At 71.4% G+C, this 23,229-nt stretch carries 23 protein-coding genes, 1 tRNA gene and 1 riboswitch; of the genes, 12 read left to right on the top strand and 12 right to left on the bottom strand.

What is annotated here, in order from left to right; all coding sequences use genetic code 11:
- The first annotated feature begins 15 nt into the window (after positions 1-15).
- From AB0I67_RS05305 to AB0I67_RS05280, 6 genes are all read left to right on the top strand, one after another.
- The gene (locus AB0I67_RS05305) at positions 16-2,289 is read left to right on the top strand and encodes a M4 family metallopeptidase (RefSeq protein WP_357917880.1); all 2,274 of its coding nucleotides are present in this window, start codon (positions 16-18) and stop codon (positions 2,287-2,289) included.
- A 55-nt stretch (positions 2,290-2,344) separates the two neighbouring features.
- A complete protein-coding gene (locus AB0I67_RS05300) occupies positions 2,345-4,000 on the top strand; it encodes a M28 family peptidase (RefSeq protein ID WP_357917877.1) in 1,656 nt (551 codons plus the stop codon).
- A 235-nt stretch (positions 4,001-4,235) separates the two neighbouring features.
- Positions 4,236-4,333: riboswitch (glycine riboswitch) on the top strand.
- A 138-nt stretch (positions 4,334-4,471) separates the two neighbouring features.
- Positions 4,472-5,557, top strand: a complete 1,086-nt coding sequence (gene gcvT, locus AB0I67_RS05295) for a glycine cleavage system aminomethyltransferase GcvT (RefSeq protein WP_357917874.1) — start codon at positions 4,472-4,474, stop codon at positions 5,555-5,557.
- Positions 5,554-5,943: a glycine cleavage system protein GcvH gene (gcvH, locus tag AB0I67_RS05290; RefSeq protein WP_357917871.1), complete on the top strand. Its 390-nt coding sequence runs from the start codon at positions 5,554-5,556 to the stop codon at positions 5,941-5,943. The genes gcvT and gcvH overlap by 4 nt, the downstream gene beginning before the upstream one ends.
- Positions 5,944-6,006: 63 nt before the next feature.
- Positions 6,007-7,383: an L-serine ammonia-lyase gene (locus AB0I67_RS05285; protein WP_357917868.1), complete on the top strand. Its 1,377-nt coding sequence runs from the start codon at positions 6,007-6,009 to the stop codon at positions 7,381-7,383.
- 58 nt (positions 7,384-7,441) lie between these two features.
- Positions 7,442-7,642, top strand: a complete 201-nt coding sequence (locus AB0I67_RS05280; RefSeq protein ID WP_357917865.1) for a hypothetical protein — start codon at positions 7,442-7,444, stop codon at positions 7,640-7,642.
- Positions 7,643-7,994: 352 nt separating this feature from the next.
- On the opposite strand, the gene AB0I67_RS05275 is transcribed toward AB0I67_RS05280, so the two are convergent.
- Genes AB0I67_RS05275 through AB0I67_RS05250 form a run of 6 tightly spaced genes read right to left on the bottom strand, consistent with a single transcriptional unit; the run spans position 7,995 to position 13,700 of the window.
- Positions 7,995-8,987, bottom strand: coding sequence for an ABC transporter permease (locus AB0I67_RS05275; protein WP_357917862.1), 993 nt, complete (start codon positions 8,985-8,987; stop codon positions 7,995-7,997).
- A complete protein-coding gene (locus tag AB0I67_RS05270) occupies positions 8,984-10,471 on the bottom strand; it encodes a sugar ABC transporter ATP-binding protein (RefSeq protein WP_357917860.1) in 1,488 nt (495 codons plus the stop codon). Before AB0I67_RS05270 ends, AB0I67_RS05275 begins: the two co-directional genes overlap by 4 nt.
- Entirely contained in the window at positions 10,468-11,436 is a 969-nt protein-coding gene (locus tag AB0I67_RS05265) for a sugar ABC transporter substrate-binding protein (protein WP_357917858.1), read from the bottom strand. The genes AB0I67_RS05270 and AB0I67_RS05265 overlap by 4 nt, the downstream gene beginning before the upstream one ends.
- A 15-nt stretch (positions 11,437-11,451) precedes the next feature.
- Entirely contained in the window at positions 11,452-11,811 is a 360-nt protein-coding gene (locus AB0I67_RS05260) for an RbsD/FucU domain-containing protein (protein ID WP_357917855.1), read from the bottom strand.
- Positions 11,801-12,682: a ribokinase gene (locus AB0I67_RS05255; protein ID WP_357917852.1), complete on the bottom strand. Its 882-nt coding sequence runs from the start codon at positions 12,680-12,682 to the stop codon at positions 11,801-11,803. Before AB0I67_RS05255 ends, AB0I67_RS05260 begins: the two co-directional genes overlap by 11 nt.
- A complete protein-coding gene (locus tag AB0I67_RS05250) occupies positions 12,675-13,700 on the bottom strand; it encodes a LacI family DNA-binding transcriptional regulator (RefSeq protein WP_357917849.1) in 1,026 nt (341 codons plus the stop codon). Before AB0I67_RS05250 ends, AB0I67_RS05255 begins: the two co-directional genes overlap by 8 nt.
- A 203-nt stretch (positions 13,701-13,903) precedes the next feature.
- Between AB0I67_RS05250 and AB0I67_RS05245 the strand changes: the two genes are divergently transcribed.
- Positions 13,904-14,980, top strand: a complete 1,077-nt coding sequence (locus AB0I67_RS05245; RefSeq protein WP_357917846.1) for a nucleoside hydrolase — start codon at positions 13,904-13,906, stop codon at positions 14,978-14,980.
- A gap of 233 nt (positions 14,981-15,213) precedes the next feature.
- Here AB0I67_RS05245 and AB0I67_RS05240 read toward each other — a convergent pair whose 3' ends face one another.
- The 3 genes from AB0I67_RS05240 to AB0I67_RS05230 all read right to left on the bottom strand — a co-directional run bounded on the left by AB0I67_RS05240 (position 15,214) and on the right by AB0I67_RS05230 (position 16,798).
- Positions 15,214-15,555: an ACT domain-containing protein gene (locus AB0I67_RS05240; protein ID WP_357917843.1), complete on the bottom strand. Its 342-nt coding sequence runs from the start codon at positions 15,553-15,555 to the stop codon at positions 15,214-15,216.
- Positions 15,556-15,675: 120 nt separating this feature from the next.
- Complete coding sequence (locus AB0I67_RS05235; protein WP_357917840.1) at positions 15,676-16,164, bottom strand: hypothetical protein; 489 nt, start codon at positions 16,162-16,164, stop codon at positions 15,676-15,678.
- Positions 16,165-16,204: 40 nt separating this feature from the next.
- Complete coding sequence (locus AB0I67_RS05230; protein ID WP_357917837.1) at positions 16,205-16,798, bottom strand: DUF6286 domain-containing protein; 594 nt, start codon at positions 16,796-16,798, stop codon at positions 16,205-16,207.
- Between the two features lie 126 nt (positions 16,799-16,924).
- On the opposite strand from AB0I67_RS05230, the gene AB0I67_RS05225 reads away from it, so the two are divergent.
- Positions 16,925-18,106 (top strand): amino acid deaminase/aldolase, encoded by a 1,182-nt coding sequence (locus tag AB0I67_RS05225; RefSeq protein WP_357917834.1) that lies wholly within the window; start codon positions 16,925-16,927, stop codon positions 18,104-18,106.
- 14 nt (positions 18,107-18,120) lie between these two features.
- Here the strand turns inward: AB0I67_RS05225 and AB0I67_RS05220 are convergent, their stop codons facing one another.
- Complete coding sequence (locus AB0I67_RS05220) at positions 18,121-19,533, bottom strand: WGR domain-containing protein (RefSeq protein WP_357917831.1); 1,413 nt, start codon at positions 19,531-19,533, stop codon at positions 18,121-18,123.
- 86 nt (positions 19,534-19,619) lie between these two features.
- The gene (locus AB0I67_RS05215; RefSeq protein ID WP_357917828.1) at positions 19,620-19,946 is read right to left on the bottom strand and encodes a DUF3618 domain-containing protein; all 327 of its coding nucleotides are present in this window, start codon (positions 19,944-19,946) and stop codon (positions 19,620-19,622) included.
- Positions 19,947-20,007: 61 nt separating this feature from the next.
- On the opposite strand from AB0I67_RS05215, the gene bcp reads away from it, so the two are divergent.
- Positions 20,008-20,481 (top strand): thioredoxin-dependent thiol peroxidase, encoded by a 474-nt coding sequence (gene bcp, locus AB0I67_RS05210; protein WP_357917825.1) that lies wholly within the window; start codon positions 20,008-20,010, stop codon positions 20,479-20,481.
- A gap of 84 nt (positions 20,482-20,565) precedes the next feature.
- Positions 20,566-20,646: transfer RNA gene (locus AB0I67_RS05205), tRNA-Leu, on the top strand.
- Position 20,647: 1 nt separating this feature from the next.
- Here AB0I67_RS05205 and AB0I67_RS05200 read toward each other — a convergent pair.
- Positions 20,648-21,160, bottom strand: coding sequence for a hypothetical protein (locus AB0I67_RS05200; protein WP_357917822.1), 513 nt, complete (start codon positions 21,158-21,160; stop codon positions 20,648-20,650).
- 135 nt (positions 21,161-21,295) lie between these two features.
- Between AB0I67_RS05200 and AB0I67_RS05195 the strand changes: the two genes are divergently transcribed.
- Positions 21,296-22,474 carry a sensor histidine kinase gene (locus AB0I67_RS05195; protein WP_357917819.1) on the top strand — a complete coding sequence of 393 codons (1,179 nt, stop codon included), beginning with the start codon at positions 21,296-21,298 and terminating at the stop codon, positions 22,472-22,474.
- The gene (locus AB0I67_RS05190; protein WP_357917816.1) at positions 22,471-23,133 is read left to right on the top strand and encodes a response regulator transcription factor; all 663 of its coding nucleotides are present in this window, start codon (positions 22,471-22,473) and stop codon (positions 23,131-23,133) included. The genes AB0I67_RS05195 and AB0I67_RS05190 overlap by 4 nt, the downstream gene beginning before the upstream one ends.
- The last annotated feature ends 96 nt before the right edge of the window (positions 23,134-23,229 follow it).

The following is a 23,229-nucleotide window of genomic DNA, read 5'->3' as shown; positions in this document are numbered from 1 at the left end:
CAAGGAGCCACCAGAGTGAACCCCAAACTCGGGTTGGGGGCCGCCGCCGTGCTCGCGTTGGCCCTCACCCTCACGGGCAACGCAAGCGCGCAAACCCAAGCGGACCCTCCCCAGGAGCTGGCCCTCTCGACAGCGAAGGGCGCCCTCCTGACCAACGCCTCCGCCCTCCACGCCACCGCGGAGGAGGACTTCCAGCTCCAGAGCGCCGTCGAGGGCGTCAAGGGCCTTCGCTTCCTCACCTACAGCCGGTCCTACAAGGGACTACCGGTCCACGGTGGTGAGGTCGTCGTCGGCACCGACGCCAGCGGCCAAGTGATCAACTCGGTCGTCACCGGCCAGGAGGCCGAGATCCAGGTGGGCACCACCCCGTCGGTGACCGCCGCCACCGCGGCGGTCACGGCGCGCGCCCTGTCCCGCCGGGTCCAGACGGTCAGCACCCCCTCCCTGGTCGTCCACGTCACCACCGGCAAGCCGCGGCTCGCCTGGGAGGTCGTGGTCACCAGCGCCAAGCCGAGCGTCCTGCACGTCTTCGTGGACGCGGTCTCCGGCAAGGTCATCGACTCCTACGACCTGGTCAAGGACACCACCGGCAACGGCCACCACAACGGCACCGTCACCATCGACACCGCCGCCACCAGCGCCACCGACCCCACCCGCCCCGGCATCCAGTGCGGCGGCCAGAACGGCGCCGCCTACGCCGTCTCCGGCGGCGTGCTGGGCAACGGCGGCAACGCCGACCTGCCCACCGCCTGCGCCGACGTCCTCTACGCGGTGCAGAAGGAATGGGACATGCTGCGCGCATGGCTCAACCGCAACGGCATCGACGGCAACGGCCGCGGCTTCCCGGCGCGCGTCGGCCTGGCCGAGGCGAACGCCTACTGGAACGGCAGCTACACCAACTTCGGGCACAACGGCAAGTCCGGCACCGCCCGCAAGAACCTGGTCCCCATGGACGTCGTCGGCCACGAGTACGGCCACGCCATCTTCCAGACCACCCCGGGCGGCGCGGGCAGCGGCAACGAGGCCGGCGGCCTGAACGAGTCCACCGGTGACATCTTCGGCGCCCTGGTCGAGAACTACGCCAACAACCCGAACGACCCGCCGGACTGGCTGGTCGGCGAGGAGACCGGTCTGGGCAGCGGCCCCGGCGGCGCGATCCGCAACATGGCCAACCCCTCCGCGCTGAGCCACCCGAACTGCTACACCGGCTCCTTCCCCGAGGTCCACGCCGGAGCGGGCCCGCAGAACCACTGGTTCGTGCTCACCGCCGCCGGCACCAGCGCCAGCACCCGCTGCGACAACGGCCCGGCGATCACCGGTCTCGGCGTCCAGAAGGCCGGTCAGATCTTCATGACCGCGCTGAACAACAAGACCGCGCCCTGGACCCACCTCAAGGCCCGCGTCGCCACGCTGAACGCCGCCAAGACCCTCTTCGCGCCGAGCTGCACCGAGTTCAACGTGGTGCTGGAGGCCTGGAAGGGCATCAACCTCGGCCCGCGCGCCGGTGACCCGACCTGCTCCTCGCAGGGTCCCGACTTCTCGGTCAGCCTCAACCCGGCCTCCGGCACCGTCCAGCCGGGCGGCAGCGCCACCACCACCGTGAGCACCGCGGTGACCAGCGGCGCGGCCCAGCAGATCACCCTGCGCACCGGCCCGCTCCCCGCCGGCGTGACCGCCACCTTCAACCCGGCCACCATCCAGTCCGGGCAGTCCTCCACCCTGACCCTCGCCACCACCTCGGGCAGCCCGGCCGGCACCCACTCGGTCACCGTGATCGCCGACGGCGCCTCGGTCGACCGCCAGGCCGGCTACAGCCTGCAGATCGGCGCGAGCCAGGGCGACGACTACTCCATGGCCCTCAACCCGAGCAGCGCCTCGGTCCAGGCCGGCTCCTCCGCCACCACCACCCTCCAGACCACGGTGACCAGCGGAAACGCCCAGCAGGTGACGCTGAGCGCCTCCGGGGCCCCGGCGGGCGTGACGGTCTCCTTCAGCCCGGCGACCATCCAGTCCGGCCAGTCCTCCACCGTGACCATCTCGGTGGGCGCCTCGGTCTCGCCGAACACCTACCCGATCACCATCTCCGGTGACGGCGCCTCGGCGGACCGCTCGGCCACCTTCAGCCTGACCGTCGGCGGCAGCCAGGGCACCACCTGGCAGACGTGGACCCCGTACGCGGTCGGCGCGACCGTGACCTACGAGGGCGTCTCCTACCGGTGCCTCCAGGCGCACACCAGCCTCCCCGGCTGGGAGCCGCCGAACGTCCCGGCCCTCTGGCAGCGACTCTGACCCATCGAGCACCCGGCCCCCGCGAGGGGGCCGGGCCCTCCTAGGAGCTCTTCCCGTGAAGAAAGCACTTCTGTCAGCAGTCGCGTGCCTGCTCACGCTGACCGGGCTGGCCGCCGCTCCCGCTCAGGGCGCGGTCGCCGCCCCGGACATCCCGCTCGGCAGCATCACCGCGCACCTGAGCCAGCTCCAGTCGATCGCCCAGGCCAACGGGGGCAACCGCGCCTCCGGCCGGCCCGGCTACACCGCCTCGCTCAACTACATCAAGGGCAAGCTCGACGCCGCCGGGTACACCACCCGCGTCCAGAACTTCAGCGGCGGCAGCAACCTCATCGCCGACTGGCCCCAGGGACCCGCCAGCCCGACCATCATGCTCGGCGCCCACCTGGACAGCGTCACCTCCGGCCCCGGCATCAACGACAACGGCACCGGCTCGGCCTCCCTGCTGGAGGTCGCGCTCGCCGTCGCCGCCCAGCGGCCGACGCTCGGCAAGCACGTGCGTTTCGGCTGGTGGGGCGCCGAGGAGTCGGGTCTCGTCGGCTCGCGGTACTACGTCCAGAACGGCGGCGCCTCCGGCGTCGAGGCCTACCTCAACTTCGACATGACCGGCTCGCCCAACCCGGGCTACTTCGTCTACGACGACGACACCCAGTTGCAGCGCCTGTTCAACGACTACTACGCCACGCTCGGCATCCAGACCGAGCCGGAGCGGATCGGCGACGGCCGCAGCGACCACGCCTCGTTCAAGAACGCCGGCGTGCGGGTCGGCGGCGTCTTCACCGGCGCCAGCGAGCGCAAGAGCGCCGCCCAGGCGGCCAAGTGGGGCGGCCAGGCCAACCAGTCCTTCGACCGCTGCTACCACTCGGCGTGCGACACCTGGCCGGCCAACGTCAACACCACCGCCCTGGACCGCAACGCCGACGCGGCCGCGCACGTCCTGTGGCAGCTCGCGGTGACCTCGCAGCCCGGCAACGACTTCTCGATGGCGGTCAGCCCGTCCTCGGCGACCGTCCAGCCCGGCCAGAGCACCACCGCCACCGTCTCCACGACGATCACCAGCGGCAGCGCCCAGCCGGTCAGCCTGACCGCCACCGGCGCCCCCTCCGGTGTGACCGTCTCCTTCAGCCCGGCGCAGATCCAGTCGGGCCAGTCCGCCACCGTGACCGTCGCCGCCGGCGCCGGCACCGCGGCCGGGACCTACCCGATCACCCTGCGCGGCAACTCCACCAAGACGGCGACCTTCACGCTGGTCGTCGGCACCCCGACCGGTGACGACTACTCGATGGCGGTCAGCCCGTCCTCGGCCACCGTCCAGCCGGGCCAGAGCACGACCGCGACCCTGAACACCACGGTCACCAGCGGGAACGCCAAGCCGGTCAGCCTGACCGCCACCGGCGCCCCCTCCGGCGTGACCGTCTCCTTCAGCCCGGTCCAGATCCAGTCCGGCCAGTCCGCCACCGTGACGATCGCCGTCGCGGCCGGCACCCCGGCCGGGACCCACCAGATCACCCTGCGCGGCAACTCCGACCGCTCGGCGAGCTTCTCGCTGACCGTCGGCGGCGGCGGGGGCGAGACGACCTGGTCGGCCTACACCGTCTACGCGGCCGGCGCCACGGTGACCTACCAGGGCGTCAGCTACCGCTGCCTGCAGGGCCACACCGCCCTGCCCGGATGGGAGCCGCCGAACGTCCCGGCGCTCTGGCAGCGCATCTGAGAACCCCGCGTGGCCACGGCTGGGGGTTTGTGGTCACGCGGTCAAGCAGGTGGACGAGGGGTACGGCTCGCGCCGGCCGAGCTGGGACCGGGGCTACCCGGGCGGCCGCGCGACAGGCCTGAGGGTGACCAGGCCGGAGCCCGCCCCTCGTCCACCTTTCTTCTCGTGGTACGGCAGGCGGTTCTTGCGGGTTTCGCAGAGGGTGTCCCGCCCACTAGGCTGAAGGCGACACCGATGAACCCGTGCGGGAGAGAGCCCTGACATCCGGTCAGGGCCCCTGAAGGAGCAAGCCCTCCCCGCGAACCTCTCAAGGCAAAGGACCGTACGGGCCAGGGTGACCTCTGGAAAGCAGGCCGGGAAAGCCGCCTCGCCGAAGGTGAAAGTCTGGGCAAACATCCAGGCGAAACTCTCAGGCATCATGACAGAGGGGGAGGATCCTGGCATCCGACCCTGCCTCTGAGGTGCGAACACATGGCACGACCCACACCGTTGCGAGACGTCCACGAGAGTCTCGGCGCCACCCTCACCGACTTCGCCGGCTGGCTCATGCCGCTGCGCTACGGGAGCGAGTCGGCCGAGCACCGGGCCGTGCGCGAGGCCGCCGGCCTGTTCGACCTCTCCCACATGGGGGAGATCTACGTGACCGGGCCGCAGGCCGGCGAGCTGCTGGACTACGCCCTGGTGGGGCACCTGTCCGCGCTCGTCCCGGGCCGCGCCCGCTACACGATGATCGTCAACGCCGAGGGCGGCGTGCTCGACGACCTGATCGTCTACCGGCTGGCCGACCAGGAGTTCATGGTCGTCGCCAACGCCTCCAACTACCTCATGGTCGCCGAGCAGCTCCGCCACCGGGCCGGCGGGTTCGACGCCGACGTGGACGACCGCTCCGACGCCTACGCGCTCATCGCCGTCCAGGGGCCGCGGGCCCAGGAGATCCTCGCCCAGCTCACCGACGCCGACCTCGCGGGCCTGAAGTACTACGCCGGCCTGCCCGGCACGGTCGCCGGGGCCGAGGCGCTCATCGCCCGCACGGGCTACACCGGCGAGGACGGGTTCGAGCTCTTCGTCCGCAACGCCGACGCGGTCGCGCTCTGGCAGGAGCTGATGAAGGCGGGCGAGCCGTACGGGATGATTCCCGCAGGCCTGTCGTGCCGCGACACCCTCCGCCTCGAAGCCGGCATGCCGCTGTACGGCAACGAGCTCAGCGCCGACCTGACCCCGTTCGACGCCGGCCTCGGCCGAGTGGTGAAATTCGACAAGCCCGGCGACTTCGTCGGCAAGGCCGCGCTTGAACCGCTCCGCGAGAGCGAGCCCAAGCGCCGCCTCGTCGGCCTGGTCGCCCAGGGCCGCCGGATCCCGCGCCACGGGTTCCCGGTCGTCGCCGGAGGTCAGGTCGTCGGCGAGGTCACCAGCGGCGCCCCTTCGCCCACCCTGGGCAAGCCGATCGCGATGGCCTACGTCGACACCGGCGTCACCGGCGGCCTAGCCGTCGACATCCGGGGCAGCCAAGAGCCTATGGACCTGGTTGAGCTGCCTTTCTACAGGAGGAACAAGTGAGCAACATCCCTGACGACCTGAACTACACCAAAGAGCACGAGTGGGTCGCGGGCCTGGACGACGGCCGCACCGTGACCGTGGGCGTCACCGCCTACGCCGCGGAGGCCCTTGGTGACGTCGTCTACGTGCAGCTTCCCGAGGCCGGCGCCACCGTCGAGGCGGGCGACTCCATCGGCGAGGTGGAGTCCACCAAGTCGGTGAGCGAGATCTACGCCCCGGTGAGCGGCGAGGTGGTCGAGGTCAACCAGGCCGTCGTGGAGAAGCCCGACCTGGTCAACAGCGACCCGTACGGCGAGGGCTGGATGTTCCGCGTCCGCCTGGAGGGCGACGCGGAGGACCTGCTGTCCGCCGAGGAGTACACCGCCCTCACCTCCGGCGAGTCCTGATCTTCCCGGCCGGGGCTTCGTCCGGAGCCCCGGTACCCCTTTTATCGTGAAAGGCGCAAGTCAATGGCGATCAGCGTCTTCGACCTCTTCAAGATCGGCATCGGTCCGTCGAGCTCGCACACCGGCGGGCCCATGGCCGCCGCGCACAAGTTCGCCCGTGGCCTCGACGCCGACGGCCTCCTGCCGGACGTCGCCCGGGTCGAAGCCATCCTGTACGGCTCGCTCGGCCTGACCGGCAAGGGCCACGGCAGCGACAAGGCCGTGCTCCTGGGCCTGTCCGGCGAGAAGCCCGAACTGGTCGACGTCGACACCGTGGACGAGCGCCTGGCCCAGATGCGCGCCTCCGGCAAGATCGACCTGTACGGCACGCACACCATCCCCTTCGTCGTCGGCGAGGACCTCGTCTTCGAACGCAAGATCTCGCTGCCGGGCCACCCCAACGGCATGCGCTTCACCGCCTACGCCGCCAACGGCGACGTGCTGCGGGAGAAGGTCTATTACTCCGTCGGCGGCGGCTTCGTCGTGGACGAGAACGCCACCGGCGCCGACCGCATCAAGCCCGACGACACGGCTCTGCCGTACCCCTTCAGCACCGCGGCCGAGCTGCTCGCCCAGTGCTCGGAGACCGGGCTGTCCATCTCCGGGCTGATGATGGAGAACGAGAAGGCCTTCGGCCGCACCGAGGCCGAGATCCGCGCCAAGCTGCTCGACATCTGGCACGTGATGTCCGAGTGCGTGCGCCGCGGCATCGGCAAGGAGGGCGTCCTGCCCGGCGGCCTCAAGGTCAGGCGTCGCGCGCACCAGCTCCACCGCCGCCTCCAGGCCGAGACGCCCTCGCACGACCCGCTCCAGACCATGGACTGGGTCGGCCTGTTCGCCCTGGCCGTCAACGAGGAGAACGCCGCCGGCGGCCGGATCGTCACCGCCCCCACCAACGGCGCCGCCGGCATCATCCCGGCGGTCCTCACCTACTACTCGCGCTTCGTCCCGGGCGCCGACGACGCCGGAGTGGTGCGCTTCCTGCTCACCGCCGCCGCCATCGGCGTGCTGTTCAAGGAGAACGCCTCCATCTCCGGCGCCGAGGTCGGCTGCCAGGGCGAGGTCGGCTCGGCCTGCTCCATGGCCGCCGCCGGCCTCACCGAGGTGCTGGGCGGCACCCCCGAGCAGGTCGAGAACGCCGCCGAGATCGGCATCGAGCACAACCTCGGCCTCACCTGCGACCCCATCGGCGGCCTCGTCCAGATCCCCTGCATCGAGCGGAACGCCGTGGCCTCCATCAAGGCCATCACCGCCGCCCGCATCGCCCTGCGCGGCGACGGCAAACACTTCGTCTCCCTGGACAAGGCGATCAAAACCATGCGCGACACCGGCCGGGACATGCTCGACAAGTACAAGGAGACCTCCCGCGGCGGCCTCGCGGTCAACGTCATCGAGTGCTGATCTCCTGCTTGGCTGGTGCGCCCGGAATCTGTCGTCGCAAGCGGGTAGCGTGGGGAGCATGACGGCGCACCAGCACGATGAGGTCATCACCATCCCTCGTGACGAGTACGAGGCCCTCAAGGCCGAGGTCCGACGGTTGCGCCGTGAGATCGGTCGCCAGCAGGCGATGCGCGCCATCATGGAGAATGCCGCCCATCCCGGCGCCGTGCGGACATTCACTCGGGACGAACTCGCCGCTGAGTGGGGCATCAAGGGCTGACCGCCGCATCGCCTTTCCCGAGCGCGCTTGGGAGCAGATCGAAGCCCTACCGGAAGGTCTGCGCAGGCCTGTCCAACTCGCCGTCTTCACCCTGCTGGAGGACCCGCGTCCGTCGCTCGCCGACCCGATGGACGGGGTTCCGAACGCCTACGAGTTGAACCTCATCAGCGATGACGTCACATCTGGTACACGATCACTCTTCACGAGGGCGAAGAAGTGATCACCATCCAGGTGGTTCGCCCGAATCTCTGACTTCGGATTGATCGACAAGGCGATCAAAACCATGCGTGACACCGCGGCCCCCTCGCGGTCAACGTCGTCCACGTGCTGACCGCGAGGTGGCCGGCCCGTTCTAGCCGGTGACCGGGGTGAGGGCCTGGGCGGGCTGGGTGACGGCGAGTTTGCGAGCCAGGCGCAGCCGGTAGGCGTCGAGCACCACGGCGATGAGGATGACCAGCCCGGTGATGATCTGCCGCTCGAAGTCGGAGACCCCCATGAGCAGCAGCCCGTTGGTGAGCACGCCGAGCAGGCAGGCGCCGAGGAAGGTGCCGACCATGGAGCCACGGCCGCCCATCAGGCTGGCTCCGCCGATCACCACGGCGGCGATGGCGTTGAGCTCGTAGCCCTGGCCCAGGATGGGGCTGGCGATGTTGAGCCGCGCCATGTACAGGATGGCCGCGATGCCGACGGTGAACCCGGCGATGACGAAGGCGGCGATCTTGATTCGGGCGGTCTTGTGGCCGGACAGCCGCACGGCCTCCTCGTTGTTGCCGGTGGCGTAGACGAGCCGCCCGAAGACGGTACGGGACAGCACGAACCAGCCCACGCCGACCAGCAGCAGCGCCACCCAGAAGACCGCGGGGACGCCGAGGACGGTCAGGGTGCCGAACTCGTTGAGCCCGGCGGGCAGGTCGTAGATGGTGGCCGCGTTGGTGTAGCGCTCGGCCGCGCCACGGGCGATGTTGAGCATGGCCAGCGTGACGATGAACGAGGGCACCCGCCACTGTTCGGAGATGAACCCGTTGGCCAGGCCGACGAGCGCCCCGACGAGCATGCTGAGCAGGATGCCGGCCAGCAGGGTGACCGGGGAGGACGACCCGGCCATCAGCGTGCCCGAGACCACCGCGCACAGCGCCATCGCCGAGCCGACCGACAGGTCGATGCCGCCGACCAGGATCACGAAGGTCATGCCCACCGCGAGCACGGTGTTCAGGGTGATCTGGGTCATGATGTTGCGCAGGTTCTGCTCGGTGGCGAAGTTCGGCGCGGCGACGACGAAGAAGCCCGCGAGCACCACGAGGGCGACGCCGATGCCGGCCTCGCCGAGCACGAGCCTTTTGATCATGGTGTTTCACCGTTCTTGAGGTAGCCCGAGTAGGCGAGGGTGAGGATGTGCTCGGCGTCGAAGTCGGCCCGCTGCACCGAGCCGGCGATCCTGCCCCGGGAGAAGACCAGGATCCGGTCGCAGATCCCCATCAGCTCCGGCAGGTCGGAGGAGACGACGAGCAGGGCCTTGCCCTGCGCCGCCAGGCCGAGGAGCAGCTCGTGGATCTCGTACTTGGCGCCGACGTCGATGCCGCGGGTGGGTTCGTCCACGATCAGCACGTCGGCCCCGGCGTTGAGCCACTTGGCCAGGACGACCTTCTGCTGGTTGCCGCCCGACAGCGTGCGCACGTGCTGGCTCACGCCGGCCGAGCGCAGGTGCAGGCGCTGCCCGAGGTCCTGGGCCAGGGCGCGTTCCTGGCCGAAGCGCAGCAGGAAGCCGCGGAGCTTGGCCAGCGTGACGTTGGCGCTGATCGGCAGGTCGAGCACCAGGCCCTGGGACTTGCGGTCCTCGGTGAGCAGGCTGATGCCGGCCCGCACCGCGTCCTTCGGGTGCCGGATGCGCACCTTCCGGCCGAACAGCTCGATCTGGCCGGCCAGGGCGGGGTCGGCGCCGAAGACGGCGCGCATCGCCTCGGTACGGCCGGAGCCGACCAGCCCGGCCAGGCCGACGACCTCGCCCCGCCGTACCTCGAAGGACAGCGGGCCCTCGAAGCCGGCGACCTTCAGCCCGGAGACGGCCAGGGCGACCTCGCCGGGCTCGGTGGGCGGCTTGACCGGGAACTCCTGGGCCAGGTCGCGCCCGACCATGAGCTTGACCAGGTCGGGCGCGGTGACGCCGGTCATCGGCATCGAGGCGATGCTGCGCCCGTTGCGCAGGACGGTGACCCGGTCGGCGAGCTCCAGCACCTCCTCCAGGTGGTGGGAGATGTAGACGATCGCCACCCCGCGCTCGCGCAGCGCCCGTAGGATGGTGAACAGCCGGCCCGCCTCGCGCGAGGTGAGCGTGGCGGTCGGCTCGTCCAGGATGAGCAGCCGGCACTCGGCCGACAGCGCCCTGGCGATCTCCACGAGCTGCATCTGCGCGATGCCCAGCCGCTCCACCGGGGTGTCGGGGGCGACGTCCAGGCCGACCTCGGCCAGCAGCCGCGCCGCCGCCTCGCGCAGCCGCCGCCGGTCGACGACGCCGGCCTTGCGCGGCAGCTCGCGCAGGAACAGGTTCTCGGCCACCGTGAGGTACGGCAGCAGCGCCAGCTCCTGGTGCATCACCGAGATGCCGGCCGCCAGCCCGTCGGCCGCGCCCGCCGGGGTGTACGGCCGGCCGTCGAAGGTCATCGTGCCCGCGTCCGGCGCGTGGACCCCGGCCAGCGCCTTGACCAGCGTCGACTTGCCGGCGCCGTTCTCCCCCACGAGGGCGTGGATCTCGCCCCCGCGAAGCTCCAGGTCGACCCCGTCGAGCGCCACCACCCCGGGGAAGCGCTTGACGAGGCCGGTGACCGTCATCATCCGACGTTGTCCTTGGTGATCAGCTTGATCTCGGTCTTCTGCCAGCCGCTGAAGCTCTCCCCCGCGATCATCTTCATCGCGTAGTCGATGCCGTTGGCGGCCTGCTGCGCGCCGTACTGGTCGAGGGTGGCCACGACCGCGCCGCTCTTGACGTAGGAGGCGATGGCCGGGATGTTGTCGAACGAGGCGACCTTGATCTGGTCCTTCTTGCCCTGCTCCTCGATCGCCTTGAGCGCGCCGAGCGCCATGTTGTCGTTGGCGGCCAGCACGCCCTTGATGCCGGGGTGGGCGGTGAGCATGTTGCCGAAGACGGTGTGCGCCTCGTTTGTCTCCCAGTGCGCGGTCTTGGAGTCGACGAGCTTGAGGCCGCCCTCCTTGATGGCGTCCTCGAAGCCGGCCTTGCGCTGGGTGGCGTTGGCGGCGCCCGGGTTGCCCTCCAGGATGACCACCTCGGCGTCCTTACCGAGGGCCTTGACCAGCTCCAGGCCGGACTGCTTGGCGCCGTCGCGGTTGTCGGGGCCGACGAAGGGCACCTTGTCGGCGATGCCGGCGGCCTTCATGGCGCCCTCGTCGAGCTGGACGTCGATGTTGACCACGTGCACCCCGGCGTCCACCGCCCGCTTGAGCGGCTGGACCAGCGCGCGGGAGTCGGCCGGGGCGATCACCACGGCCTTGGCCTGCTGGGTGACGCACTTCTCGACCGCGGCGACCTGGTTGTCGATGTCGGTCTCGTTCTGGATGCCGACCACGCTGAGGGCGAGGTCGCCGCGCTTGGCGGCGTGCTCCTCCGCGCCCTTCTGCATCTGCTGGAAGAACTCGTTGGCCAGCGACTTCATCACCAGGCAGATGCTCGGCTTCTCCCCCGGCTTCGGCGCGGCGGCGGTCGTGCCGCCGGTGCCGCCCTCCTTGCCGCACGCGGTGAGGGCGAGGGCCAGACCGGCCACTGCGACGATCTTCTTGTTCATCTCAGGTGTCTCCTTCTAGAAGGGCACGCCGGCCTGGAGGACGACGTTGCAGTACGGCGTCGCCTCGCCCGTCCTGACGACGGCTCTGGCCCGGCCGGTGAGCTGTTTGAGGTGTTCGTGCGGGATGCGCTCGGCGTCGGGCAGGAACGCGGCGGGCGCTTCGAGGGCGACGTAGGCGCGCTCCACCACGAGTTCGGCGCTGATGGCGTCGAGCACCGGGTGGAAGGCGGGTTCGCCCCGCCGCCAGAGCAGGTCGATCGTCTCGACGCCGGGCGGCACCGGCAGGCCGGCGTCGGCCACCACGATCAGGTCGGTGTGGCCCATGGCCGCGATGAGTTGCAGCAGCCGCGGGTGCCAGAGTCCGTCAGGACGCATCGGCCATCAGCCTTTCCACTTGGCGGGCGGTGGGCATGGCCGACTGCGCGCCGGGCCCGGTCGTGGCCAGCGCGCCCGCGGCGCAGGCCCTGGTCAGGGCTTCGCGAAGCGGTCGTCTATACGTATAACTGATGGCGAGCTGAGCGCAGAAGGTGTCTCCCGCGCCCACCGCGTCCACCACCTCGACGCCGAAGGACGGCACGCGGACCAGCTCGTGGCCGTCGGTGGCGACCGCCCCGCGCTCCCCGAGGGTGATCACCACCGTCCCGGGCCCGAGGGCGAGCAGGGCGGCCGGGTCGGTGTCCCCGCCGAGCGCCACGGCCTCGCTCTCGTTCACGATCAGCAGGTCCACGTGACGCAGCAGGTCTTCGAGACCGGGCCGGAAGGGCGCGGCGTTCAGGATCACCGGGATGCCGGCGGCCTTCGCCCGGACCGCCGCCGCGAGGCAGACCTCCAGCGGGATCTCGAGCTGCAGCAGCAGCGCGTCCGCGCCGGACAGGTCGAGCCCTGCCGCGTCGAGCAGCCCGTTGGCGCCCCGGGCGACGGTGATCATGTTCTCGCCGCCCTCCTCGACCACGACCAGCGCCATCCCGGTCGCCGCGCCGCCGGTGGTGACGCCCGAGACGTCCACCCCTTCGGCGGCGACCGCGGCCAGCACCTCGCGGCCGAAGTCGTCGTCGCCCACCCGGCCGACCAGCCGCACCCGGGCGCCGAGCCGGGCGGCGGCCACCGCCTGGTTGGCGCCCTTGCCGCCGGGGGCGCGGTGCGCGCCAGGACCGGCGACGGTCTCGCCGGGCGCGGGCAGCCGGGTGACGGGCACGGTCAGGTCGACGTTGAGGCTGCCGACGACGACCAGGCTGAGCTCACTCATCGTCGACACCGCCCACCGGGTCGGGGCAACCGCAGGAGCCGCGCCGGATCAGCGTGGCGGGCAGGATCACCCGCTCGCCGGCCGACTGGTCCTTGATCTGCGCGACCAGCAGTTCCACGGACTGCCGGCCGAGCTGCTCCAGCGGCTGGCGCATCGTGGTGAGCGCCGGAACCGTGTAGGAGGAGGCGGCGATGCCGTCGAAGGAGCAGATGGCCACGTCGCCGGGCACGGTCAGGCCGAGCTCGGCCGCCGCGCGCATCACGCCGAACGCCTGCTCGTCGCTGGTGACGAAGAGCGCGTGCGGCCGGTCCTGCCGGGAGAGCAGGTCGCGCCCGCTGAGGTAGCCCTGCCGGCGGCCGAAGGGGCCGTGCGCCAGCGGCATCTCCGCCGGGTCGAGCCCGGCCTCGGTCAGCGCCCGCGCCCAGCCGGCGACGCGGTCGACGGTCGGGTGGATGCCGACCGGCCCGGCCACGCAGCCGACCTGGCGGCGGCCGTGCTCGATCAGGTGGACGGTGGCCGCGTGGGCGCCGCCCTCGTTGTCGATGAGCAGGTGGCTGGCGGGCACCTCGTCGAGCTCACGGTCGAGCACGATGCACGGCACTGCGGAGGCGGCCAGCAGGGACCGCCAGGTGCGCGGGCCGTGGGCGGGAATCAGGATCAGCCCGTCCACCTGGCGGTCGATCAGGGTGCGGACGTAGGCGGCCTCGCGCTCGTCGTCGTCCATGGCGTTGCCGAGCAGCAGGGTCAGGCCGTGCTCGAAGGCGACGTCCTCGATCTCGCGGGCCAGCTCGGCGAAGAACGGGTTGGCGTTGTCGGGGACGACGAGCCCGATGGTGTGGGTCCGGCTGGTGCGCAGCGAGCGGGCCACGACGTTCGGCCGGTACCCCAGCTCGTCGATCGCCCGCAGCACCCGTTCGCGGGTGGGCGGGGCGACGTTGCGCGGCCCGTTGTTGAGCACGTAGCTGACGACGGCCTCGGAGGTGCCGGCCAGGCGTGCCACGTCACGGCGTGTGACCACTGCGATGGTGTCCTTCGGTCGTTTCAACTCGTGTTGATGACGCAGTATTCGACCGGCGCGAGGCGTTGGCAACACGTGTAGATCCGCCGTTACCAAGGCGTTATCCCAAGATTTCGGGACCATCACGAAACGGCTCCGGCTGTTGTGCGCCCGCCGATCCGTGGCTCACAGTGCCTCATCTACACGAGTTGAAGGGATTCGCCATGAGGCTGTTCGCCGCCGCGTTACTCGTCCTCGCCCCGCTCGCCCCGCTCAGCGCCACCCCCGCCGCCAACGCGACCGAGACCGTGGCGGCCAAGAAGGTGATCATCGACGCGGACATGGGCGAGCTCAACGACGACGCCGTCACCCTGTTCATGCTGGCCGCGCGCAAGGACGTGGACCTGCTCGGCGTCACCACCGTGGCGGGCAACACCTGGGCCGAGGAAGGCACCGCCTACACCCTGCGCCAGCTCGAACTCATCGGCCGCAAGAACGTCCCCGTCGTGCAGGGCGCCGTCGAGCCGCTCATGCCCGGCCGGCTGGCCGCGCTCAAGGGCGAGGACCACCTGTACGGCAAGGCCCCCTGGACCGGCGCCTTCGAGCACCCCCGACCCGCCTCCTACCGCCAGCTCGCCAAGGAGCCCTACGGCGGCTACCCGAAGACCGCCCCGACCCCCGGCGCCGCCGCCGAGTGGATCGCCGCCCAGGTCAAACGGAACCCCGGCCAGGTGACGATCTTCGCGATCGGCCCGGCGACCAACCTCGCGCTGGCCGTACGCACCCACCCCGAGATCGTGCCGCTGGTCAAGGAGGTCGTCTACATGGGGGGCGCCTTCGACGTGCCGGGCAACGTGACCCCGGGCGCGGAGTTCAACTGGTGGTTCGACCCCGAGTCGGCGAAGATCGCGGTCCGCACGCCGTTCAGGAAGCAGACGATCGTGCCCAACGACGTGGCGCTCAAGGTGAGGTTCACCCGCAAGGAGTACGACCGGATCGTCGCCGGGCGCGAGACGCCGATCAAGAAGATGTTCAAGGTCCTGCAGAAGGGCGAGGAGACCCTGGTCTGGGACGCCATCGCGGCCGCGGTCTGGCTCGACCCGTCGCTGGTGACCAGGTCGGAGGAGCGCTACGTGGACGTCGACGCCGGCATGGGCCCGAACTACGGGCGGTCGCTCGGGTACAACCTCGGCGAGTTCGACCGGCCGGACAACCCGGCCGGGACGCAGAAGGCCACCATCGTCTTCGGGGTGGACACCAAGCGTTTCTGGGACCTGTACGTGCGGCTGCTGACCCAGTGACGGGCTTGGGGACCGGAAGTCTGGCACCGCGGCGAGCGTAGGGGCCGAGCCCGCCGGGTACATGTCCTCTCCCCTATGGCGAGGAGGGATCATGCGTCCTGGTTGCGGGAACTGCCAGTGCTCCACCCACGAGACGGTCTCGTTGTCCGCCGTGCCGGTGTGGGCTCGGCCCGAGAAGTGAGCTGATCGGCGAACCGGGCCCCGGCCGTCGCGCCGGGGCCCGGTTCTTGGCGTCAGGTCAGGTGCTTGGCGTCGACGCGGTGGCCGGCGTCCTCCAGCACCCGCACGGCCTCCTTCGCGCGGTGCTCGGGGACCAGCACCAGGTCGCCGTGGAAGGTCGAGGCGACGAACACCCGGATGTCGGCGTCGGTGAGCGGGCCGACCATTCCGGCCAGGCCGCCGGGGGCGCCGCCGTACAGGCCGACCCAGCGTTCGCCGGACCACGCCTCACGCACGACGGTCAGGCCCTCGGGGGCGCGGACGAGCGCGATCCACTCGTCGTCCTCGGGGAGGGTGGCGTGCGGGAGGTGGTCGACGGCGAAGAAGGACGGCACGACGCCGAGACGGTGGCTCATGCGGGCCATGATGGCACCCGCCACCGACAGTCCGCGGCACCCGGGCACCGCCCGGGTTCCGCCCGGGTTCCGCGCCGCCCGGGTTCCGCGCCGCCCGGATTCCGCGCCGCCCGGGTCTCGTCAGCCGCGCACGTGCAGGCGCACGACGGTGCCCAGGTCGTTGTCGCTGACCTCGCGGCGGATCTTGCCGACCAGGTCGCGGTCGAGCCGCCCGGCGACCGCGCCGACGTCGGTGCTCTCACGGCAGGTCAGCGCGATGCGCAGCCGCTCGGAGTCGCCGACGACCCGGACGCTGCTCTTGGTGACGCCCTCGACGTCCTTCAGCCCGACGCACAACATCGCGCTCCCGGTGCCCGTCTGCTGGCCGTACCTGCCCCAGCCCAGGGCGAGCACGAGCCAGCGGAGGGTGACCAGGGTGAGCACGACCAGGAGCAGGGCCGCCGCCCACACCGCCCACGAGTGCGCCGCGACCGCCTCGACGGTGCGGTCGGGCAGGATGCGCGCCTTGGGCGACAGCTCGGTCCCGCGCAACCAGGCGTAACCGCCCAGCGCGAGCAACACCCCGCCGAAGACCGCGAGCCCGACCCGGTTACCGCCGTACTGCCGCATCACAGCCCCCTCACCGTCCGGTCCAGCCGCTCCCCGCCCGTCACAGGCCCCTCCTGCGGAGCCGGACGACGACCTCGCCCCCGCCCAGGGCGCCGAGGGCGGTCAGCCGGTCGCCGACGGCGCTGCCGACCTGCCGCAACATCGATCCCGGAGCCTCCGCGCGGGTGAGCACGACGACCTCGATGGTGCCGCGCCGCAGCCGCACCCTGGCCCGCCCGACCCCCTCGACCTGCTGCGCGACCGCCCGGAGCGTACGGCGCAGCCCCGAGCGCGTGATCCCGATGACGATCAGCGGATCGCTGGTCTCCAGGGCCACCAGCCTGGCCCTGCCCGGCAGTACGGCCAGCAGCACGAACACCGTCCCGGCCGCCGCCAGCCCGATCGCGACCAACTGCAGGTCGGCCCAGGTGTGGGTGCCGCCCATGGCCACGGCTTCGTTGATCGGCACCCAGCCGAGCGGCCGGCCGAGCATCCCGGAGACCACCTCGGCGGCGGTCAGCCCGAGCGCGGCGGTGAGGGCGAGGGCCACGCTCACCCCGGCCGGAGTTCGTGCGGGTCGCAGCACCCGGGCCGACCGGCGACGCGGGCTGTCGGCCGGGGCGAGCGCGGGAAGTCTTTCCTGGAGCGGGGTCATCACATCGATCAGGGGTACACCCGCCTTTAGCACCGCGCCTGCCCACCCGCCGCCGGTTTTCCGGATCATTACCAGACGTGAATGCAACTCATGTTCATTTGTCCCCTATGTCATTAGGCTGCAAGCATGGACGACCGTCAGCGCTACGACCGGGCCACCGCGGCCCTCGAACCCCCCTTCGCCATCCTCGATCTCGCCGCCCTGCAGGCGAACGCGGCGGATCTGGTACGGCGCGCCGGCGGTAAGCCGATCAGGGTGGCCAGCAAGTCCATCCGCTCGCGAGCCGTCCTCGAACGCGTCCTGTCGATGGACGGCTTCCGCGGCATCATGGCCTTCACCCTCCCCGAGGCGCTCTGGCTGGTGGAGCAGGGCTTCACCGACGTCCTGGTCGCCTACCCGACGACCGACCGCGCGGCGCTCGCCGCCCTGACCGCCGACGCGCGGGCCGCCCGCGAGATCACCCTGACCATCGACTCGGCCGAGCACCTCGACCACCTCGCCGGGATCGGCCTCACCCACGACCTTCGCCTCTGCCTGGACGTGGACGCCGGCTTCGTCGCCTTCGGCGGCAGGTTCCGGGCCGGGGCCCTGCGCTCGCCGGTCCGCCACCCCGACGAGGCCGCCGACCTGGCCGCCGAGATCGCCAAGCGGCCCGGCTTCCGGCTGGTCGGGGTGCTGGCCTACGAGGCCCAGATCGCCGGCGTCGGCGACGCCGTACCGGGCGGCGGCGCCTGGAACCGGGTGGTCCGGGTGATGAAGAGCCAGTCGGCCCGCGAGCTCATCGTCCGGCGCGGCCGGATCGTCAACGCGGTGCGCGCCTACGCCGACCTGGAGTTCGTCAACGGCGGCGGCACCGGCTCGGTGGAGGTCACCGTACGCGAGAAGGCGATCACCGAGGTCGCCGCCGGGTCGGGGCTGTTCCATCCCCGGCTGTTCGACAACTACCGCGGCTTCTCCGGCCGGCCGGCCGCGCTGTTCGCCCTGCCGGTGGTGCGCCGGCCCTCCCCCGACTGCGTCACCGTGCTCGGCGGCGGGTACATCGCCTCCGGCTCGCCGGGACCCGACCGGCTGCCCCAGCCGTACCTGCCCGCGGGGCTGCGCTTCTCCGGCGACGAGGGCGCGGGAGAGGTGCAGACGCCGTTGCTCGGGCAGGCGGCCCAGGACCTGTCGCTCGGCGACCGGGTGTGGTTCCGGCACGCCAAGTCGGGCGAGTTGTGCGAGCGCTTCGACACGCTGCACGTGGTGGACGGGGACGAGGTGGTGGACCGGGTGCCCACCTACCGCGGCGAGGGCAAGACCTTCCTCTGAAGATCGCCCGCCGCTCAGAGGAGGCGGCGGATCTCGCCGTGCGCCCGGTAGAAGCCGCCCCGGGCCGAGGGCCGCACGGACTCGACCACGTACCTCGCCCCGGGCTCGCGGATCTGCTGCGGGAACTGCACGTTCCACCGCTCGTAGCCGGGGCTGAGCACGCGCACCCGCAGCCGCCCGCCCTCGTTCACGCACTCCACGAGCACGCCGTCGCCCGGGGTGGCGACGCTCTCCAGCACGGCCGACGGCTCGACCACGGTGAGGCTGGCGGCGACCTTGACGTCCACCGGCTTCGGCACCGTCCCCTCCCGGGCCGCGCTGACCGCCGCCTCGCTGGCGTCGATGCAGGCCAGCGAACCGTCGGTGGTGACGATGTAGAGCCGGTCGTCCAGGAACTGCATCGAGTACGCCGACCCGCAGCCCGTGCCGAGCTTCCACAGCCGCTCGCCGGAGGCGGCGAAGCAGTACACCGAGGAGTGGCTGTCCCCGGCGAAGACGTAGCGCCCGTCGGGCGCGGTCGCGCAGGAGAAGACCGCCGCGTCGCAGCGGTAGACGGCCTCGATCCGCCCGTCGTCCTTGCTCAGCCGGTGCACGGTGTTGCTCGACGTCCCGGCGTAGACGCTGGTCGCCTCCTGCCAGCCGAACAGCACCGACCCGCCCACCGAGGTCTGCCAGATCGGCGTGCCGTCACCGGCGTCGTAACGCGCCACGCCGCGCGAGTGGCCGTGGTAGACGGCGTCGGTGTCGCACCGGACCATCCAGGCCGCGTCGCCCTGGCCCTTGCGCGCCCACTGGAACTCGTCCTCGTAGTCGATCGTGGTCACCCGGCCGGCCCGGTCGGAGACGCCGAGGACGCCGTCGCGGATGTCCAGCCAGTAGATGTCCACGTCCTGGGCGATCTCGTAGGCCACCCGCGGGATCTTGCCGCTGAGGTCGTAGACCTTGCCGTCGTCGCAGCCGGCGTAGATCCAGAAGTCGTCGGCGACGATGCACTTGACCCCGTCCGGCAGCCGGAAGCGGCCGGTGACCTCGCCGCCGTGCGTGACGGTGTAGACGTCGCCGCGCTGGTTGCCGACCCAGGCGCGCTCGGCGTCGACGAAGATGCCGAAGGCCGCGTCGCCGCTGCGGAAGCGCCACAGCACCGGGGCCTGGTGGGCCGTCGACCGGGTGCTGACGATCTCGCGGCGGGTGACCGCGCGGCGCTGGCGCTGGCCGCGGACGGCCGGCGCGTAGCCCTTGCGTAGCTTCTCGCCGAGCTTCTTGTCCGCGGCGGCCTGGGCCTTGTCGGGCGTGGCGAACTGGGTGACCTTGGTCTGCCCGGCTTCCCCGATCCGCCCGTAGGTGATGGTGACCTGGGTGCCGTCGACGCGCACCTCGTAGAACTTGTGCGAGCTCCCGCCGTCTTCCGACAGCTCAAGATATGTCATGTCCGCTTTTCTCCCGATCAGCTCCTGTGATCCGGGAGATTAGGGCAAAGCGGCGACATTTCTTTATCTAGCGGAGAAAGTGGAGCTCAGCCGCGCTTGCGACGCCGGCGGAGCAGCATGATCGCCGCCCCCACCACCAGCACCGCGCCCACCCCGATCAGCAGCGGCCCGACGTTCGGCTGCTCGTCGTCCCAGAGCCGGTCGGGGTCGTCGCTCGCCGGCCGCGGCCGCACGCCCAGCGAGTCGCCCACCGAGGCCACCAGATGGTTGGCCCGGCCCTTCAACTCCGCCACGCTCCGCTCGGCGACCCGCTTCGGGCTCACCCGGTCGGCGATGGCGTCGACGGTTCGCGCCAGATCCGCCCGAGTCCGCGCGATCCGCCGCTCCAGCTCGTCAGGGTCGGTCTCAGCCATGGCTCTCCTCCTCCAGCCCAAGGTGATCAGTCTGTCAGGTCGTCACAGGTAGGTTAACCACATGACCGACTCCAGACTCGAACCGGGCGACGCCGCGCCCGACTTCACCCTGCCGGCGGCCGACGGGAGCACCGTCTCGCTCGACGCCTTCCGCGGCAAGCGCGTCATCCTCTACTTCTACCCCGCCGCGATGACGCCCGGGTGCACCAAGCAGGCCTGCGACTTCCGCGACAACCTCGCGCAGCTCACCGCGGACGGCTACGTCGTGCTCGGCGTGTCCAAGGACACCCCGGCCAAGCTCGCCAAGTTCGTGGAGCGCGACGCCCTCACCTTCCCGCTGCTGTCCGACCCCTCGCTGGAGGTCCACAAGGCGTACGGGGCGTTCGGGCTCAAGAAGCTGTACGGCAAGGAGGTCGAGGGCGTGATCCGCTCCACCTTCGTCATCGACGCCGACGGCAAGGTCGAGCTCCCGCTCTACAACGTGAAGGCCACGGGGCACGTCGCCTCGCTGAAGAAGAAGCTGGGCCTGGGCTGAAGCGGCCGCTGAGCACCGTCTCCGCCCCTGGCCGGGGCGGTGCCACCGGCGGACGGACCCGCTAGGCTGTCCTCACGCTGCCCGGCGGGCGTGGCGAAATGGCAGACGCGCCAGATTTAGGTTCTGGTGGTGAGAACCGTGGGGGTTCGAATCCCCCCGCCCGCACTCAGTCGCCCGGCTCCGGAGCGGCCGGGTCGGGCACGCCCTGGGGCGCGTCGGGGTCCGGTGGGAGCACCCGGAAGACGTCGCGGTCGGGCACTTCGATCCGGAAGGCGCCCGGGAACTCCTCGGAATGGCCCGGGTGGTGACCCCAGACGGGGCCGCGGTGCCGGTCGGAGCCGTCCGCCAGCCCGCCGATGACGACGCCCGCCGCCACGCCGGTCAGGGCGGCGCCGATGATCTGGGTGTAGCGGTTGCGCAGGAACCCCCGCAGCTCGCCGCGCTGCGGCGGGACCGCGCCGAGGGGCGCGGTGGGGTAGGCGTCGGCAGGGCTCTCGGCGTAGGTGCCGTACGGGATGAGCCGGTCGGTCGCACCCTCCCGCGGGCTCGCCTCAGGCGGCGGTGGCGCGGTGGTCTCGGCGCCGGCCGGTTCGGCCGGGCCGGGCGTCAACGGAATCGGGCCGCGTGACGCTTCCTCTTCGCCACGCGGCCCGACGCCTCGATCATGATCTGCTGTCACGATCTCCCCTTACTCACTCCCCTTACCGGAGGATCCTGCCGCACGGGGAGTAAGGCTGGCGTAAGACCAGGGTCGTAGCCACACCTCCCCCTGAAGACTGACCAAAGCGGTCGTTCCGCTTCGTAGGGTGTGGATGTGTTCGGCAAGGTACGCGCGTGGTCGAGACGGCATGGCCGGCTGCTCGACGCCCTGAGGGTCGCGCCGCTGGCTCTGGTGTGCGCGTGGTACAGCGTGCCGTACGCCGCGATCGGCGCCAGCGTGTCGCACGGGACCTACTTGGGGCCGGTGGGGTACACGCTGTTGTCGGTGACGCTGCTGCTGCCGCTGCTGTGGCGGAGCGACCGGCCCAAGACGGTGTTCGCGGTGATCGCGGTGCTGTGCTTCGGCCAGTGGCTGGCCGACGTCGAGCTGATGCCGGCCGACTTCGCCGTCCTGGTCGCGTTGTACGCGCTGTCCGTGCGCGAGCGGTTCGGCTGGGCACTGGCCGGCGCGCTGGTGGCCGAGCTGGGCGTGGTGCTGGCGCTGAGCCGGTGGGAGAACCTCTCGCTCAGCACCTTCTTCTCCTTCTCCATCTTCGGCGGGACCGTCTTCCTGGCCGGGCTCTACAGCCGCACCCGCCGCCGCTACGTGGAGGGCCTGGAGGAGCGGGCCGAGCGCGCCGAGCGCGAGCGCGACCAGCGGGCCAAGATGGCCGCGGCGGCCGAGCGGACCCGGATCGCCCGCGAGCTGCACGACGTGGTCGCGCACAACGTGAGCGTGATCGTCGTGCAGGCCGACGGGGCGGCGTACGCGCTCGACTCCGACCCTGAGCTGGCGCGGCGAGCCGTACGGACGATCTCCAAGACCGGGCGCGACGCGCTCGCCGAGATGCGGCGGCTGGTCGGCGTGCTGAGACAGGACGAGAGCGGCCCCGACTACCTGCCCCAGCCCGGCCTGGCGCAGCTCGACGACCTGGTCAGGGGCGCGGGGCTGCCGGTGGAGCTGCGGGTGAGCGGCGCGCCCGCCGAGCTCCCGGAGGGCGAGCAGCTCACCGTCTACCGGATCGTCCAGGAGGCGCTGACCAACGCGCTCAAGCACGGCGGCCCCGGCGTCAGCGCGGTGGTCGAACTCGACTACACCGGCCCCGAGCTGCTGCTGCGGGTGACCGACAACGGCCGCGGCGCCGCCGCGCGCCCCGCGCCCGGCGGGCACGGGCTGGTCGGCATGCGCGAACGAGCCGGCATGTACGGCGGAGCCGTCACCACCGGCCCCCGAGCCGGCGGCGGCTACGAGGTCGCGGCCCGGCTGCCGGTGCCCGCGGTGAGGGCGGCGTGATCCGGGTCCTGCTGGTCGACGACCAGTCACTGCTGCGCATGGGCTTCGCCATGGTGCTGGGCGCCCAGCCGGACATCCGGGTGGCCGCCGAGGCGGGCGACGGCATGGAGGCGCTGGAGGTGCTCGACCGCACCGAGGTGGACGTGGTGCTGATGGACGTGCGCATGCCGCGCATGGACGGGGTGGAGGCGACCCGGCACATCTCCGCCCGGCCCGGCGGCCCCAAGGTGCTCATCCTGACCACGTTCGACCTGGACGAGTACGCCTTCGCCGCGGTCCGGGCCGGGGCCTCGGGCTTCCTGCTCAAGGACGTGCCGCCGGACGAGCTGGTGGCCGCGATCCGCACGGTGCACGCCGGTGACGCGGTCGTGGCGCCGACGACGCTCGGCCGCATGCTGGGCCAGTTCGCCTCGGCCCTGCCCGACGCCACGCCGCGCGAGGTGGAGGAGCTGACCGCCCGCGAGCACGAGGTGTTGCTGCAGGTGGCGCGCGGGCTGTCCAACCAGGAGATCGCGCGCGGCCTCACCGTGGCCGAGGCGACGGTCAAGACGCATCTGGGCCGCATCCTCAACAAGCTGGGCCTGCGCGACCGGGCCCAGGTCGTGGTGTACGCCTACGAGAACGGGCTGATCACCCCGCGGCATCGGCCGAATGGCTGACCCGGGTAGTCGCCAGTCTGACCACAAGTCCCTCCTCAGGTCCCACGGATCGCGAAATATCCGCCCCTAGCTTGGGTTTCGTTGGTTTTTCGCTAT

The sequence above is a fragment of the Nonomuraea sp. NPDC050310 genome (assembly GCF_040655795.1).
GTDB lineage: Bacteria > Actinomycetota > Actinomycetes > Streptosporangiales > Streptosporangiaceae > Nonomuraea.
This window is presented reverse-complemented; position numbering and strand designations above follow the sequence as displayed.

Bases quoted from the DNA above. Each gene is read 5' to 3' on its own strand.
- gcvT (WP_357917874.1), top strand. From the start codon at position 4,472: ATGGCACGACCCACACCGTTGCGAGACGTCCACGAGAGTCTCGGCGCC.
- AB0I67_RS05285 (WP_357917868.1), top strand. From the start codon at position 6,007: ATGGCGATCAGCGTCTTCGACCTCTTCAAGATCGGCATCGGTCCGTCG.
- AB0I67_RS05280 (WP_357917865.1), top strand. From the start codon at position 7,442: ATGACGGCGCACCAGCACGATGAGGTCATCACCATCCCTCGTGACGAG.
- AB0I67_RS05275 (WP_357917862.1), bottom strand. From the start codon at position 8,987: ATGATCAAAAGGCTCGTGCTCGGCGAGGCCGGCATCGGCGTCGCCCTC.
- AB0I67_RS05270 (WP_357917860.1), bottom strand. From the start codon at position 10,471: ATGATGACGGTCACCGGCCTCGTCAAGCGCTTCCCCGGGGTGGTGGCG.
- AB0I67_RS05265 (WP_357917858.1), bottom strand. From the start codon at position 11,436: ATGAACAAGAAGATCGTCGCAGTGGCCGGTCTGGCCCTCGCCCTCACC.
- AB0I67_RS05260 (WP_357917855.1), bottom strand. From the start codon at position 11,811: ATGCGTCCTGACGGACTCTGGCACCCGCGGCTGCTGCAACTCATCGCG.
- AB0I67_RS05255 (WP_357917852.1), bottom strand. From the start codon at position 12,682: ATGAGTGAGCTCAGCCTGGTCGTCGTCGGCAGCCTCAACGTCGACCTG.
- AB0I67_RS05245 (WP_357917846.1), top strand. From the start codon at position 13,904: ATGAGGCTGTTCGCCGCCGCGTTACTCGTCCTCGCCCCGCTCGCCCCG.
- AB0I67_RS05240 (WP_357917843.1), bottom strand. From the start codon at position 15,555: ATGAGCCACCGTCTCGGCGTCGTGCCGTCCTTCTTCGCCGTCGACCAC.
- AB0I67_RS05235 (WP_357917840.1), bottom strand. From the start codon at position 16,164: ATGCGGCAGTACGGCGGTAACCGGGTCGGGCTCGCGGTCTTCGGCGGG.
- AB0I67_RS05230 (WP_357917837.1), bottom strand. From the start codon at position 16,798: ATGACCCCGCTCCAGGAAAGACTTCCCGCGCTCGCCCCGGCCGACAGC.
- AB0I67_RS05225 (WP_357917834.1), top strand. From the start codon at position 16,925: ATGGACGACCGTCAGCGCTACGACCGGGCCACCGCGGCCCTCGAACCC.
- AB0I67_RS05220 (WP_357917831.1), bottom strand. From the start codon at position 19,533: ATGACATATCTTGAGCTGTCGGAAGACGGCGGGAGCTCGCACAAGTTC.
- AB0I67_RS05215 (WP_357917828.1), bottom strand. From the start codon at position 19,946: ATGGCTGAGACCGACCCTGACGAGCTGGAGCGGCGGATCGCGCGGACT.
- bcp (WP_357917825.1), top strand. From the start codon at position 20,008: ATGACCGACTCCAGACTCGAACCGGGCGACGCCGCGCCCGACTTCACC.